Genomic DNA, 14,180 nt, shown 5'->3' with positions numbered 1-14,180 from the left:
GTCTCCCCGGTCGCGGCGCGCCCCCCCCCCCCCCCCCCGGTACGGGTCGGGCAGGGGCGGAGGGGGCGAGAGAAGGCTGTGGGCGGGGACGGGGGCGCCCGTTCAGGCCCCGGGGCGGAGGCTGCCGGTGCCTGCGGACCCGTCCGGGACCAGGGCCAGGTGCCGCCTGACGGCCGGCCGCGCGCGCGGGGGCCCGCCCGCCTCCGGCCGTGAGGACACCGGCACCGGCACCGGCTGCGGCTGCGGGTGCCGGGCGGGCGCGGGGAACGGGCCCGTCCCGGTCACGGTCACGGCGTCCTTGAGGGCGTCGGCGAACAGGGCGATGTCCTCGGCGGAGTTGTCGTGGTGGACGGAGGCCCGCACGGCCGTGACGACCCCGCGCTCGGGCAGGTACAGCGGGACCTCCTCGGCGACCGTCTTCCACACGTGGACGCCGCGGTCCGCGAGCCGGCGGCGCACCAGCGCGGCCGGCACGTCCTGGTGGCGGAAGGTGACGATGCCGCTCTGGAGGCGTCCGGGGGCGATCAGTTCGGTGCCGGCCGTGTCCTGGACGGCGGCGCGCAGCCCGGGGGCGAGGTCGGGGCGGGCGGTGGCCGGCGTGTGCAGGGCGAGTGCCTGCTCCAGCGCGGCCGCCGCGGCGCCGTGCGGCGGCACCAGCGGCGGGCCGCCGTAGGGGGTGAGCGCGTCGCGCAACCGCGGTGCCAGGCAGGCGAATCCGGTGGCGTAGGGGCCGCGCAGGAATCTCCAGCCGTCCCCGGTGAGCAGGTGGCAGCCGATGCGGGCGGCGTCCACGGGCAGCTGGCCCACCGCGTACGAGGCGTCGACGGCGTACAGGCACCGGTGCGGGGCCAGGAGCCGTCCGATGTCCTCGACGGGATGGACGACGCCGCAGCCGGAGGGCACGTGGGGGACGCAGACCAGGGCGACGTCGGCGCCGATGTGCCGGGCCATCCATTCCAGGTCGAGGTCGCCGTCGGGGCGCAGCGGTACGACCTCCAGCCGGCAGCCGGTGCGTGCGCGCAGCGCGAGGACGGCGCCGAGGTTGGCGGCCGACTCGTAGGGCGTGGTCCAGACACGGTCGCGCGGGCCGAGCGGCAGCCGGGACAGCACGGCGGCGAACGCGTCGGCGGCGCCGGTGCACGTGAAGGTGTCCCCCGGGGGCGCGCCGAGCAGGGCGGCCAGCCGCCGGCCCAGCCGGCGGTGCAGGACGTCCTCCAGGCGTTCGTCCAGCTCGTAGGGCCCGTACCGGTCCTCGAAACGCGTCCACTCGGTGAGGACCGCCCGGACGGCCGCGGGCATGCGGCCCGCACCGGCCGGGTTGAGGTGGATCCTGCGGCCGCCGTGGGATTTCTCGTTCACTTCAGGGGCCTCCCCCCACAACTGAGGCAAATGATTGCCTACTTCTTGGCAACACCTTGCCTGGATCGTCGGAGGTTTGGCAACCTCGGGGGGGCACCGGCTCCGGCACGGCTCTAGTACGGGGCCGCCGGCCGGGATCCCGGCCGTCTCCGGTCCGGTTCTCCAGGAGTTGCCAAGCCTTGCCAGAGCGTTTCCGGCTCTGCCAAGAATTCTCGTTTCCGCAGTCCAGGGCGGCTTTCCTTAGGCAACTCCGCAGTGCGGGACCGGCTTCTGGGGCGTTCCTGGCGTGCACCTTGAGTCCGAATCGACCCATTCACGACCGATTTGCGAGCTTTGGTTGCCAATCTTCTTGGCAGAAGGTTGCCAAGCAACGAAAACGAAATTGACACCGAGGAGCCCGCCATGAACCGCATCACCCGCATCGCCGTCGCCGCCGCCGCCCTCACCGCCTTCTCCGCCGCCGGCGCCACCGCGGCCGACGCGATCGGATGGCCGACGACGGCGAAGACGGTCTCCACCACCATCCAGGCCGACACCAACTGGCCGACCGCCCCGACCGCGATCCAGGCGGACACCAACTGGCCGACCGCCCCGACCGCGATCCAGGCGGACACCAACTGGCCGACCGCCCCGGCCGCCATCCAGGCGGACACCAACTGGCCGACCGCCCCGGCCGCCATCCAGGCGGACACCAACTGGCCGACCGCCCCGGCCGCGATCCAGGCCGGCGACACCAACTGGCCGGTCGCCCCGGCCGCGATCCAGGCCGACACCAACTGGCCCACCGCACCGGCTGCCATCCAGGCCGACACCAACTGGCCCACCGCCCCCACCGCGATCCAGGCCGGCGACACCAACTGGCCGGTCGCGCCCGCCGCGATCCAGGCCGGGGACACGAACTGGCCCACCGCTCCCGCAGTCGCCAGCGTCTGATCCCCGTCCGGGCATCCGCGCCCGCCCCGTGACGCCCCCGCAGGCAGCGATGCCCGGCGGGGGCTTCGGCGTTTCCGGGTGCGTGGAGCCCGTACGCGCGAAACGCCCCGGGCGATCGCCGGGCACTCCCCCGCCCCGGGCGCCCTGGCAAACCCGTGCCCTCGCCAGCGGCGGCGGCGCCCCGTCGCCACCAGCGGCTCCAGTGCCGCTCGACCGCCTCAGGACCCCACCTCAGGCCACCCTTGCCAGACTTCAGGAAACATTTTGCCAAGCCGGAAGGCGCTGTCATAAGGAGCGGGTAGCGATGTCGATCTCCGGCCTCGTCGAGCAGCAGGTCCAGGAGCGTCCCGACGCGGTCGCGGTGTACCGGCCCGGGCGGGGCGGGGGCGGCCTCACCTACCGGGAGCTGGGCCGCGCGGCCAACCGTCTCGCCGCCCATCTGCGGGCCCGCGGCATCGGCCCGGGCGACCGGGTGGTGACCTCGCTGGCGGCGGGCCCCGGGACGGTGACCGCGTTCCTGGCGATCGTGCGGGCCGGAGCGGCCTACGTCCCGGTCGACCCGGCCGACCCCGCCGGGCGGCGGCGGCTGATCGTGCGGGACAGCGGGGCCGCCGCGGTGCTGACCGGGAGCGCGGGCGCAGCGGACTACGCGGGGCTGGACACGGTGGTCCTCGCGCTGGACGCCGAGGCGCCCGAGATCGCCCGGCGCCCGGCCGCTCTGCCCGGGCAGGCCGCCGGGGCGGACGACGACGTCCTGTGTGTCTGCTATCCCCCCGGGGGCCTGGAGGGGACCGTCGTGCGGCACCGCGCGGTGCTGGACCTGCTGGACCCCGCGGGCCCGGCCGGCGGGAGGTCCGGCGGGGGGTCCGGGTCCGGCGGCGGGGCGGTTCCGGACGCGGCCGCCTTCGCGGTGTGGGCCGCCCTGGTCCCGGGCGCCGGGCGGAGCAACGGCCCGGACGAGGACGGCGGGCGGGGCGAAGACGGTGGCGCGGCGGCGCGGATCTCCGGGGCCGTGGGCGCGGTCTCGGGGGCTGTGGGTGTGGCCGCGGGGGTGCAGGAGTGGGTCGAGTTGTGCGGGCGGCGTTTCGGGCTCGGTGAGGTGGAGTCGGTGCTGAGCGCGCATCCGGCGGTGTCGGCCGCGGCGGTGTCCGTGCACGAGGACGCGGACGGCGACAGACGGCTGGTGGCGCACGTGGTGCCGGCCGCCGTGGCCCTGGCGGCGGCCGAGGAGGACACGCAGACCGCGCGGTGGAGGGAGATCCACGAAGCGCTGCACGCCGGTGCCGCGGACCGTGGTCCGGGGGACGACTTCACCGGCTGGAGCAGCAGTTACGACGCCCTGCCGATCCCGGCGCGGGAGCTGCGGGAGTGGCGGCGGGCCGCGCTGGGGCGGATCCGGGAGCTGCCGCGGCGCCGGGTCCTGGAGATCGGTGTGGGCACCGGGCTGCTGGCCCTGCCCCTGGCCCGCGACGAGGAGGTCCACGAGTACTGGGCGACCGACTTCTGCCCGTCCGTGCTCGGGGCGCTGGCCGCGCGGGTGGAGTCCGACCCGCTGCTGAAGGAGAAGGTGCGGCTGGACTGCCGTGACGCCCAGGACACCGGCGGGCTGCCGGCCGGTCATTTCGACGTGGTCGTCGTCAACTCGGTGGTCCAGTACTTCCCGGGCCTGGCCCGGCTGCGGGCCGTGATCGAGGGGCTGCTGGCGCTGCTGGCGCCGGGCGGCTCGCTCTTCCTGGGCGATGTGCGCAGTCTCGACCTCGCCCGCTGTTTCCAGACCGGGATCGCGCTGGCCCGGCCGGGTGCCGCCGGGGGTGACCGGGAGGCGCTGCGCCGGGCCGTGGACCGCGGGGTCGCGGCGGAGAGCGAGCTGCTGCTCTCCCCCGCCCTGTTCGGGGCGCTCGCCCGGGACCTGCCCGCGGTGCGGGCGGTCGACGTGCGCGTCAAGCGGGGCGTGCACGACAACGAGCTGACGCGTTACCGCTACGACGTGGTGCTCTCCACCGCCGAGCCGGTCGCGGACCTCGCCGGTGCGCCGGTCGTGCGCTGGCGTGCGGGTGATGGTGTGGAGGCCGTGGACCGGGTCACGGCGGCGGGGCCGGCGGTGCTGCGTCTGGCCGGGATTCCCAACCGGCGGGTGCACGACGAGTACGCGGCGATGGGGTCCCTGTTCGATCCGCGCGAGGGGCTGGACCTGGCGCCGCGGGACGCGCCCGCTCCGGGGGTGGAGGCCCTGTGCGCGCGGGCGGAGCGCCGGGGCTACCGGGCCCTGCCGACCTGGGGCGGGAGTCCCGAGCTGCTGGACATCGTGCTGCTGGACCGGGCGCGGGTGCCGGCGGGCGCGGTGACGGGCGTGTACGCGGCATCCGGCGCCGGGACGGGCGAGGACGCCGGGACGGGCGAGGACGCCGGGGTTGCCGGGGCGGGGGGTGGTGGGGTGGAGGGGCTGGCGGGGGTTCCGGCCGCGCTCGGGCACGGGGTCGATCTGGAGGCGGTGCTGCGCGCCCATCTGCGGGAGCGGTTGCCGGAGCACATGGTGCCGTCCGCGCTGACGGCGCTGGAGGCGCTGCCGGTGGACGCGGCGGGCGCGGTGGACCGTGCGGCGCTGCCGGTGGACGCCCCGGCCGGCGGACGGCGGGGCACCCAGCCCGGGACGCCGGTCCAGGAGATCGTGCGTGATCTGTTCGCCGAGGCGGTGGGCCTGCCCCGGCACCGGGTGCACGCCGAGTCCGACTTCTTCCGTATCGGCGGGGACGGTGCGGCGGCGGCCCGGCTGCTGTCCCGGGTCCGTGCGACGCTGGGCGCCGACCCGGGCATCCGGGCGCTGGAGCTGGCGCCGACCCCGGCCGCGTTCGCCGCGCTCGCCGGCGACGTGCGCGCGGCGGTGACCGGGCCGGGCGACACGGCCGGTGACAGCCGTGCGTTCTCGCTGCGGCTGAGCGGCCCGCTGGACCGGCGTGCGCTGGAGGCGGCCCTGGAGGACCTCGGGCGGCGCCACACGGTGCTGCGCAACTCCCGGCTGGGCTCGGCCGGCACCCGGCTGCGGGCCCTGGCGGCCGGGGACCATCTGCTGGAACTGGACCTGCCCGCCGACTCGGTGGACCTGTGGTCCCATGTGCCGCTGGCCGCCGACCTGGCCCGGGCGTACGGGATGCGGGCCGGAGGGGGCATCCCGCACCGCTCCCCCGCCGGGCTGGACGCGGCTCCCCGCGCCGTCTTCGGGGATCTGCCGCCGGCCGTGCTGCCGGGCAGCGGTCCGGGCCGCGGGCCCGCCTCGTACGGCACCCTGGAGCGCGGCCTGGACGCGGACCTGCACGCGCGGCTGACGCGGCTGGCCGCCGGGCAGGGCGTCACGGTGTTCATGGTGGTGCACGCGGCGCTGGTGGCGCTGCTGGGCGGGCTCGGCGCGCAGGACCCGGTCACGGTGGCCGCGCCGGTCCCGGCGCGGGACACGGCCGCGCTGCGCGAGGCCGTCGGCCCCTACGCGCGGGTGCTGGCGCTGACGGTGGACACCTCGGGCGATCCGTCCTTCACCGAGCTGCTGCGCCGGGTGCGGGAGCGGGACCTGGCCGCCTACACCGATGGTGAGGCGGCGCTGGCGGCGCTGCCCGGCGGGGTGGCGCTGGCCGTGGTGCAGGAGTGCGCCGGGCGGTTCGAGGCGGCCGGGCTGTCGGTGCGGGCCGAGCACTGCACGCCCGCGGTGCCGGCCGCGGACCTGGGGCTGACGCTGACCGAACGCCAGGGACCGGCGGGCGAGGCGGCCGGGATCGCGGTCACCGTCACCTTCCGCCACGAGACGCTCGGCGAGAGCGCCGCCGCCCTGCTCGCCGGCCGGCTCACCGCCGTACTGCGGTCGGCCCTCAGGACACCTGCCGCGCGGCTGAGCCGGCTGCTCCCGCTGCCCGGTGCGGCGGCCGGCAGCGGGGTGTGGGCGGGGGCGCCGGTGCCGGCCGTGCGCCAGGACGTGGCGTCGCTGTTCGCGGCGCGGGCGGCGCGGGCCCCGCGGGCGGTCGCGGTGGAGGACCTGGACTACGCCGGGCTCGACGCCCGGTCCGATCTGCTGGCGCACGCCCTGATCGAGCACGGGGCGGGGCCGGGCGGCTGTGTGCTGACCGCGCTGTCCTCGCCGGCCGCCTTCGCGGTGGCCGCGGTGGCGGTGGCCAAGACCGGGGCCGCGCTGGTGCCGGCCGACCCGGCGGCGGGCCTGGCGGTGGGGCTGCGCCCGGTGGTGCTGCTGCTGGACGAGACCGCGGACCTGCTGCTGCCGGCCGTGCCCGGCGCGGCCCGGCTGGTGCGCGAGGAGGGGGCCGGGCGGTGGGCGCCGGCCGGGCACTGGCCGGTGACGGGGGCCGACCGGATCCGGCCGCCGCGCGACGGCGACCCGCTGCTGCTGCTGCCCGGTGAGGCGGGCACCGTCGCGGTGGGCGGCGAGGCCGTCACCGCGGCGGCCGCCGGCGACGCGGCCTGGCTGGTGCGCGGCTACCCGGACGGGGACACGGCGATCGGGCTGCTGGGCACCCTGGTGCGGGGCGGGCGGGTGCACGTCCCGGACGGCTCGCTCTGCCGGGACGTGCCGCACGAGGTGCTGGGGTGGCTGCGCCGGCAGGGCGCGCGGGTGGTGCTGGGCGGCGCCGACGACGTACTGGGCGCGCTGGTGCCGCTCGCCCGGGCCGAGGGGGCCGAGCTGACCGTGAGCGGCGGCTGGGCGGAGGCCCGGCTCGTGGTCGAGCACACCCCCGGTGCCCCGGCCCGGCCGGCGCCCGGTCACCGCGCCTACCTCCTCGACGCGCGGCTGCGGCCGGTGGGCCCGGGCCGGACCGGGTCCCTCTACATCGCGGGGGCCGGCGTGGCCCGCGGCTACACCGGGGCGCCGACCGCGGCCGGCGGGCGGTTCCTGCCCGATCCGTTCGCTCCGGACGGCGGCCCGCAGCACACCGCCGCCCGGATGTGGCGCACCGGCCGCGCCGCCCGGCTGGACGAGTACGGCAATCTGCGGGTGCTGGAGGACGCGGCCCACGACGACCCGTTCGACGACGCGTCGGCCGCGCTGGTGGTGCTGGCCGACGCGGCCGGCCACCAGAGCCTGTGGCCGGCGGCGGCCGCCGTGCCCGGCGGCTGGCACCAGACACACCAGCCGCACCAGATGCACCGGACGCACCGGGCGTGCGCGGAGAACCTGCGGGAGCCGTAGAGGCCTGGGGTCAGGTCTCGGACGCGGCCGGGGCGGTCGTGTTCTCGGGGATGGCCGGGGTGGGCGGGGTGGCCGGGGTGGTCCGGGTGGTGTCCGCGAGGGATTCGGCGAGGATGCGCCAGATGTCGGCGGCGAGGTCGATGTTGGCGTCGGCCTGGGCCTGTTCGGCCAGGTCCCGCAGTCCCTTCACGCCGCTCTGGTCGCCGGAGCGGATGCGCAGCTGGTTGCGGAGGATGTCCAGGCGCACCCGGTCCCGGTAGCTCATCCGCAGCTGGGTCGTCGCGAGTTCGCCGAGCAGGGTGTGGGCCTCGTCGTAGCGGCCGGTCAGGAACGCGACGTCGGCCTTGAGGGCGAGCAGGTCCTGGCGCAGGCCGGGGGTGCCGACGAAGGCGAGTGCGGGTTCGGCGGCGATCAGGCACCGTTCGGCGGCCTGGGGGTCGGGGGGCTGCTTCTGGAGGTACAGGCGGCCGGCGGCGAACCGCAGGCGCAGCCACAGCACGAGGTCCTCGCGGCTGCTGAACTTCTCCAGCGCCTGTTCCAGCAGGACCTGTGCGGCGGCGTAGTCGCCCTGGCGCAGGCGGACCGCGGCGCAGGTCCACATGGCCTCCGCCCACAGGGCGTCGCAGCGGCCGGTGACGATCTGGGCCAGTTCGTCGGCGTGGGCGCGGGCGTCGGGCATGCGGCCCGCCTCGGCCTCCACCGAGACCAGGGCCAGCAGGACGGCGGCGCGGTCCTCCGCGTCGAGGTCGTCCTCGCGGGCGAGGTGGTGGGCGCTCATCGCGGCGTCGAGGGCGGCGGTGATCTCGCCCAGTGCGCGCAGGCAGCGGGCGAGGCGGGTCAGGCCGCGGACCCGCAGGGCGACCAGTCCGACCGATTCGCCGAGGTGGACCAGTTCCTCCAGGTACTCCCGTTCGCCGTCGTGGTCGCCCTGGAGGCGGCGCTGTGCGGCCAGTTGCCACAGCGCCTGCCAGCGCAGCACCGGTGCCTCGTGTCCCTCGGCCGCCAGGGCTTCGCGCAGGGTGTCCAGGGCGGTGTCGGAGCCGGTGGAGGAGACCAGGGACAGGGCGTGGGCCAGGGAGCCGCCGGCGGGTTCCTCGAAGTCGGCCGGGTCCAGGCCGAGCCGCTGGGCGAGGTGGGCGACGGCCCGTTCGGTGGGCTGGCGTGCGCCGGACTCCAGGCGGGAGAGGTATCCCGTGGACATGCCGTCGCCGGCCAGGGCGGTCTGGGACAGCCCGCGGGCCTGTCGCAGTTTGCGGAGACGACGGCCGAACGCGGGCTGACGCAGCATGTGACCATTCCCTGGGACGGACGGGTGGGGGGTGGCCCGTGGGGCGGGGCGGGGTGTGCCGCCGCCGCGGTGGTGTCGGGGAGCCGTCCTTGAGCGTAGGGGGCCGGGCAAGGGGCGGGCAATGTTTTGCCAGACGGTGTGCCGCGGAGTTCGTGCGGGTCTCACGGATTCGTCCGGTGTTCTTCGAGCGGCTCTTGAGCGGTTACGGGGAATATCTCCAGCACCGGGGCCGGTACCTGCGCGCCGGTCCGTCTCGCTCACGGGAGTTGTCCTCGTCCGCGTCCACGGGAGTGTCCCCCTATGAAACACGCGGTTCCTGCCCGCCGCGCCGTCCGCGAGACTCTCGCCGGCCGGCGCGCTCCGGTGCGTGCCCAGTCGTGCGACGACGACATCGGCTGGCCCAAGAGGTGATCTGAGGTGAGCCTCCCCGCGCCCGTACGGGTACGGGCGCGCGCGGCCGGCGGTGTCTTCAGGGCCGGGCGGCCCGGGCGCTCGCCCGTTGCAGGGCGCCCGCCAGAGTGCGGGGCCCGTCGGGGTCGTCGTGGGCGCCGCCCACCACCACCAGGGGCGGGCGCACTCCGCGTGCGGTGACCTGCCGGGCCAGTTCGCAGGCGAGGGCGCCGGTGCCGCAGTACCCGCCCAGGACCAGCCGGCCGGCCGAGCGGGCGAGGCGGGCGAGCGCGTCGGCCTGTTCCCGGTGACGGCCGGCGGTGAGGCGCAGCGCGGTCAGGGCCTCGGGTCCCCGGTAGTGCGTGAGGAGTTCACGGTGCGCGGTGTGCGGTGCGCCGGGGACGTCGAGCAGGCAGACGGTGGCGGCCGCGGGTGCCGCGGGACCGCGCAGCGCCAGCAGGAGCGGCGCCCGGTCGGCGGTGGGCGGGCCGTCGGGGACGCGGGGTGTGGGGGTGTGCGGCATCAGGGCCAGCGCGTCGGCGACGGTGGTGGCCGAGGTCGCGGTGGCGGGCAGCAGGCACAGCAGGCGCACGGTGTGTTCCAGCAGGGTGTGCGCGGTGCCGGCGTCGACGAGGTCGCGGTCGTAGGCGCAGGTCAGGACGAGAGCGCGGTCGGCGTCGTGGCCGGCGCGCAGACGCAGCGCGTACCCGGCGGGTGTTCCGGCGGCCTCGCGCTCCTCCAGACGGACGCCGTGTGCGGCGAGTTCGTCGCCGTAGGCGGTCTCGGGACGCGGCCCGCAGTCGAAGGCGAGCAGGCCTCCGGCCCGTGTCCCGTCGCCGGGGCCGTCACCGCCGGTGCCGGGAGCGGCGGTGACGGGGCTGCTGGTGAGGGGCCCGGTGGTGACGGGTGCGGCTCCGGTGGTGGCGGGGCCGGCGGTGGTGGTCCATTCGTAGGCGGACAGGTCCATCACCTGGTCGCGCAGGGTGCGTAGGAGCCGGGGCAGGGGCAGTTGCGGGTGGAGGGCGACGGTCAGGGGCAGGGCGTTCTCGAACGGGCCGGGGACGCCCTCGATGCCTTCCAGGAGCAGTCCGCGGCCGGGGAAGTCCAGGCCGAAGCCGAGGGTGGCGGGGGCGGGGGCGGTGTCACCGGCGCGGTAGCGGAGCAGGGCCCACACCGCTTGGAGCACGCTGCTCTCCGCGACACCCCAGCGTGCCGCCCAGTGGGCCAGACGCACGCTGCGGGCCGGGGACAGCACGGTGCGCAGCACCCCCGTACCACCGCCGCCACCGCTGCCACCGCTGCCACCGGCCGGACCCGGGCCGGACGGAGCCGGGGTCCAGGTCGGGAACGGGGGCGGGGGCGAAAACGGGGGGACGGGGCGGTGGGCGGGGGCCTGGTGGAGGTGGTGGGCCGGGGCCGGATCCTGCTGGAGGCCGTCGGCCGGGACGGCGTCCTGCCGGAGGCCACGGGCCGGGGCGACGTTCTGCGGGAGCTCGTCGGCCGGAGTCGGATCCTGCCAGAGGTCATGGGCCGGGGCGGCGTTCTGCCGGAGGTCACCGGCCGGGGCCGGGGCCTGGCGGAAGTCGTCGGCCAGGGCGGAGTCCTGGCCGAGGTCGTCGGTCGGAGTCGGATCCTGGCGGAGATTGTCGGCTGGAGCGGGGTCCTGGCCGAGGTTGTCGGCCAGGGCGGAGTCCTGGCGGAGGTCGTCGGCCGGGGCGGGGTCTCGGGTGGTGAGCAGGCGGGCGCAGTCGCCGAGGTCGGGGCGGCGGCGGCCGCCGGGCAGTGTTCCGCCGGCGAGGTAGGCGCGGCAGCATTCGCGCATCAGCAGCCGCGCGCTCCAACTGTCCAGCAGGGCGCGGTGGTAGGTGAGCAGGACGTCGGTGAAGGGTGCGGCCGCGTCGTGGGGGCCGCTGTCCAGCAGCGTCAGGCGTACCGCTGCCGGGCGGCGCAGGTCGAGGGGGCGGGCGCGTTCGCGTTCCTGCAGGGCCGCGCGTCCGGCCGGCGTGGTGCGGGGGTGGCGGACGATGTCGGTGACCGTGCGGTCGAAGACGACGGCGCGGGGCCGCGGGTCCCAGACGAACGCGGTGCGCAGGATGCTCTCCCGTTCGCCGACGGCGTGCCAGGCCGCGGTCATGCGGGCGGTGTCCAGGGGTCCGTGCCAGCGCCACAGGAGCTGTTCGGCCTGGTGGCCGGGCCAGGCCAGGGTGTCGGCGAGCCGCTGGTGTTGCAGGGGGGTGACCGGTTCGGTGCGGGGCAGGGTCCGGCAGGGCGGGCCGGGGGGTGCGGTGGCCGGGCCGGTGCCGGGGCAGGGTTCGGGGGCGGCGGTCAAAAGGTCGGCGAGCAGGCCGGCGGTGGGCTCGGGTGCCGGGGCGGCGGCGGGGAGTTCGACGGTGTGCAGGCCCGGTCCGTGCCGTACCAGCCGGGGTTCGGGGTGGCGGGTGGCGGGGCGGGTCTCGGCGAGCCGGTGCAGGGCGCGGTGGAAGGAGGCGGGGTCCAGGGGTCCGTGCAGGTGCAGGGTGCCGTGCTCGCCCTGCTCGGGGTCGATCACCGCGCACACGCCGGCGGTCCGGTCACCGTCCATCGTCTCCCCCTTGTCCGGACCCCCGGTACCGAGCGGGCAACTGCCCTGCGGGCTCAGGGGGTCGGCGTGCGGGCCCGGGCGGCCCGGCAGGTGCCGACGGAGCCGGAGCCCGGCCTCTTCACGCTAGCTCCGTGCCGCAAGGCCCGTCCGTTTTCTCCAGCGGCCCGCGAACGGTCCTCGATCCGGCCCGTGCCCCGGACGGGACGGCCCACGGCACGGGCCGCACAGGCGCCGGACGCCGGACCGCGGCCATTCCCGACTCCCCCGGGCTTCGCCGAACTCCCTTGCGGGATACGCGGGATACGGGGGTTGGGGCCTGGTTCGCCGGGCGGGTCAGGCCGCTTTCGTGGTGTCGGGCACGAGCAGGCGGTGGCACTGCTCGACACGGCCCGCGGCGTCGAAGCGGAGCTCGGCGACCAGGGACCAGGCCGCGCCGTGGGCACGGGCGGTGGCGCGCAGGGCGACGGCGTCGTTGTCGGCGATGACGCTCTCGGCCGTCAGCCGCAGCCCCTCGGGCAGGGTGGGCGCACCGGCAGCGGCGGGGCCCGTCCAGGGGCGGGTGAGGTCGTTGGCCTCGCCCCGGTTGCCCGCCGCGACCAGCGCGAGGACCAGTTCCCGGTTGCGCTCGCGCAGGCTGCGCGCGGCAAGGAGCTCGTGCAGCGCCCCGCTGAGGGGCTCGTTCAGCATCGGCGTCATGGCGGGAGGCCCTTCCTCGTGGTGGGTCGTCACCCGGCCCCGCGGCCGGCGGGGACAGCATGGCCGTGCGTGCTGGAGCGGGAATGGAGGCCCGCTCTTCCCCGCCCCCCCGGTGGACCGGGTGCCCCGACGGTGACGGCCGTGATGACGGCGATCACGGTGATGGTCAGGGCGGTGACGGCCGTGGTGACGGTGGTGGTGCGGGGTCCGCTGTCTTCCGTCGTGGCTCCAGTACGGCTGTAGGGGGCGCGGTCAGGCTGGCCCGGTGAGGGGTGGACCGACCGACAGGACCGCTATGACGCTGGCCGGCAGGACCGCGGCGATCAGAACCTTGACGGATGCCTTCACCGACTCCACCGAGGGGTGTTTTCGTACCGTCGTGGTGGAGGGGCCCGCGGGCTGCGGCAAGAGTGCGCTGGTGCATCTGCTGGTCGAACGGGCCGCCGCCGCGGGAGCGGTGGTGCTGTGCGCGGCCGGCTCCCCGGCCGGCCACGGTGCCCCGCAGGGCGCGATCCGGCGGGCGGCGGCATGGCAGCGCGGGCACACCGCCATGCGGCGGGCGCCGGGCGGCCAGGACGTGCCGACGCTGTGCGCCGGACTGATCGAGGCCGGCGGGGGCAGGCCACTGGTGCTGTGCGTGGACGACGTCCATCACGCCGACGCCGAGTCCCTGGCGGTCCTACGCCGTCTCACGGGCCGTATGCGGCCCGCCCGGACGCTGCTGGTCGTCGCCGGGACGGTCCCCCACGAAGCCGGCGACCCGGTGTTCGCGGAGGAGCTGACGCGCCGGCCGGCGACCCGGCGCATCCGTCTGGAGCCGCTGGGCCCGGCCGAGGTGGGCCTGCTCGCCGAACGGGCCGGCCGCGGCGGGCAGGCCGCGTTCCTCCACGAGGCAAGCGGCGGCAACCCCCTGCTGCTGGACGCCCTGCTGACCTCACCGGACCCCGCCGCCCGGACCGCACCGCGGCGCCCGTTCCCGGACCCCGACTCCCTCTTCGCCCGGGCGGTGCAGGCCTGTCTGCACCGCTGCGGCGCCCGGGCCGCGGCCATCGCCCGGGCCGCGGTCCTGCTGGAGGACACCGCCACACCCGGGCGCATCGCCCAGCTGACCGGCATCGCGCCGGCCGCGGTCCGCCAGGGCCTGGCCGGCCTGGCCGCCGCGGGCCTGCTCGACGAGACCCGTCTGCCGCGCCCGGCCGTACGGGCGGTGGTCCTCGCCACCCTGTCCGCCACCACCCCGTCCACCACCCGGCCCGCCCGGCCCGCTCCCGCCCCGGCCACCACCGGCCGGCCCCGGTGACGGCGTACGACGACGGCCCCGCACGGACGAACAGACCACCGGACCACCACCGCGGACCACCACCGCAGCCGAACACCGAAGACGAACACCGCAGACGACAGCCGAAGCAACTGACGAGACGACCGACGAGTCGGCACGAAAAAAAGGGGTGAGGCCAGCAATGGCTTGGGACGAGAAGTTCGAGGAACTGCTGCGTGAGTACCTGCCGTTCCTGGGCGCCGGCGAACCGCTGGAGGCCGACACGGACCTGAGGCTCTCGGGTCTGGACTCGCTGGGCGCGGTGGAGCTGCTGGGCTCGCTGGAGGGCGCCTATCACGTGCACTTCGTCGACGATGTCCTCTCCCTGGACACCTTCGCCACCCCGGGGGCGCTGTGGGGAACGCTGGCCCGGCTGCAGCGGGCGGCCCGCTGAACCCGTACCGCAGACGGCAGAGGGACGTACGGC

8 protein-coding genes are annotated in these 14,180 nt (G+C 76.7%); 4 read left to right on the top strand and 4 right to left on the bottom strand.

What is annotated here, in order from left to right; translation table 11 throughout:
* Positions 1 to 102 precede the first annotated feature (102 nt).
* Positions 103 to 1,359, bottom strand: coding sequence for an aminotransferase class V-fold PLP-dependent enzyme (locus ACFWI4_RS40165; RefSeq protein WP_387206517.1), 1,257 nt, complete (start codon positions 1,357 to 1,359; stop codon positions 103 to 105).
* Between the two features lie 402 nt (positions 1,360 to 1,761).
* Between ACFWI4_RS40165 and ACFWI4_RS40160 the strand changes: the two genes are divergently transcribed.
* Together ACFWI4_RS40160 and ACFWI4_RS40155 are read left to right on the top strand one after the other, a co-directional pair.
* On the top strand, positions 1,762 to 2,292 hold the full coding sequence (locus ACFWI4_RS40160; protein WP_387206515.1) for a hypothetical protein: 531 nt from the start codon (positions 1,762 to 1,764) through the stop codon (positions 2,290 to 2,292).
* A gap of 304 nt (positions 2,293 to 2,596) precedes the next feature.
* The gene (locus tag ACFWI4_RS40155; RefSeq protein ID WP_387206513.1) at positions 2,597 to 7,480 is read left to right on the top strand and encodes an AMP-binding protein; all 4,884 of its coding nucleotides are present in this window, start codon (positions 2,597 to 2,599) and stop codon (positions 7,478 to 7,480) included.
* A 10-nt stretch (positions 7,481 to 7,490) separates the two neighbouring features.
* On the opposite strand, the gene ACFWI4_RS40150 is transcribed toward ACFWI4_RS40155, so the two are convergent.
* The 3 genes from ACFWI4_RS40150 to ACFWI4_RS40140 all read right to left on the bottom strand — a co-directional run bounded on the left by ACFWI4_RS40150 (position 7,491) and on the right by ACFWI4_RS40140 (position 12,435).
* Positions 7,491 to 8,768 carry a helix-turn-helix domain-containing protein gene (locus tag ACFWI4_RS40150; RefSeq protein WP_387206511.1) on the bottom strand — a complete coding sequence of 426 codons (1,278 nt, stop codon included), beginning with the start codon at positions 8,766 to 8,768 and terminating at the stop codon, positions 7,491 to 7,493.
* A 469-nt stretch (positions 8,769 to 9,237) separates the two neighbouring features.
* Positions 9,238 to 11,739: a hypothetical protein gene (locus ACFWI4_RS40145; protein WP_387206508.1), complete on the bottom strand. Its 2,502-nt coding sequence runs from the start codon at positions 11,737 to 11,739 to the stop codon at positions 9,238 to 9,240.
* Between the two features lie 333 nt (positions 11,740 to 12,072).
* On the bottom strand, positions 12,073 to 12,435 hold the full coding sequence (locus ACFWI4_RS40140) for a hypothetical protein (RefSeq protein ID WP_387206506.1): 363 nt from the start codon (positions 12,433 to 12,435) through the stop codon (positions 12,073 to 12,075).
* A 295-nt stretch (positions 12,436 to 12,730) separates the two neighbouring features.
* Here ACFWI4_RS40140 and ACFWI4_RS40135 point away from each other — a divergent pair, with 295 nt between their 5' ends.
* Together ACFWI4_RS40135 and ACFWI4_RS40130 are read left to right on the top strand one after the other, a co-directional pair.
* Positions 12,731 to 13,735 carry an ATP-binding protein gene (locus tag ACFWI4_RS40135; protein WP_387206504.1) on the top strand — a complete coding sequence of 335 codons (1,005 nt, stop codon included), beginning with the start codon at positions 12,731 to 12,733 and terminating at the stop codon, positions 13,733 to 13,735.
* A 160-nt stretch (positions 13,736 to 13,895) separates the two neighbouring features.
* Entirely contained in the window at positions 13,896 to 14,147 is a 252-nt protein-coding gene (locus tag ACFWI4_RS40130) for an acyl carrier protein (RefSeq protein WP_385392155.1), read from the top strand.
* Positions 14,148 to 14,180 lie beyond the last annotated feature (33 nt).

This window comes from Streptomyces sp. NPDC127038, from assembly GCF_042725875.1.
Taxonomy (GTDB): Bacteria; Actinomycetota; Actinomycetes; order Streptomycetales; family Streptomycetaceae; genus Streptomyces.
Note: the sequence above shows the minus strand (reverse complement) of the source record. Positions and strands in the feature narration are given on the sequence as shown.

Excerpts from the sequence above, each read along its gene's own strand:
- ACFWI4_RS40160 (WP_387206515.1), top strand. The coding sequence starts at position 1,762 with ATGAACCGCATCACCCGCATCGCCGTCGCCGCCGCCGCCCTCACCGCC.
- ACFWI4_RS40155 (WP_387206513.1), top strand. The coding sequence starts at position 2,597 with ATGTCGATCTCCGGCCTCGTCGAGCAGCAGGTCCAGGAGCGTCCCGAC.
- ACFWI4_RS40150 (WP_387206511.1), bottom strand. The coding sequence starts at position 8,768 with ATGCTGCGTCAGCCCGCGTTCGGCCGTCGTCTCCGCAAACTGCGACAG.
- ACFWI4_RS40145 (WP_387206508.1), bottom strand. The coding sequence starts at position 11,739 with ATGGACGGTGACCGGACCGCCGGCGTGTGCGCGGTGATCGACCCCGAG.
- ACFWI4_RS40140 (WP_387206506.1), bottom strand. The coding sequence starts at position 12,435 with ATGACGCCGATGCTGAACGAGCCCCTCAGCGGGGCGCTGCACGAGCTC.
- ACFWI4_RS40135 (WP_387206504.1), top strand. The coding sequence starts at position 12,731 with ATGACGCTGGCCGGCAGGACCGCGGCGATCAGAACCTTGACGGATGCC.
- ACFWI4_RS40130 (WP_385392155.1), top strand. The coding sequence starts at position 13,896 with ATGGCTTGGGACGAGAAGTTCGAGGAACTGCTGCGTGAGTACCTGCCG.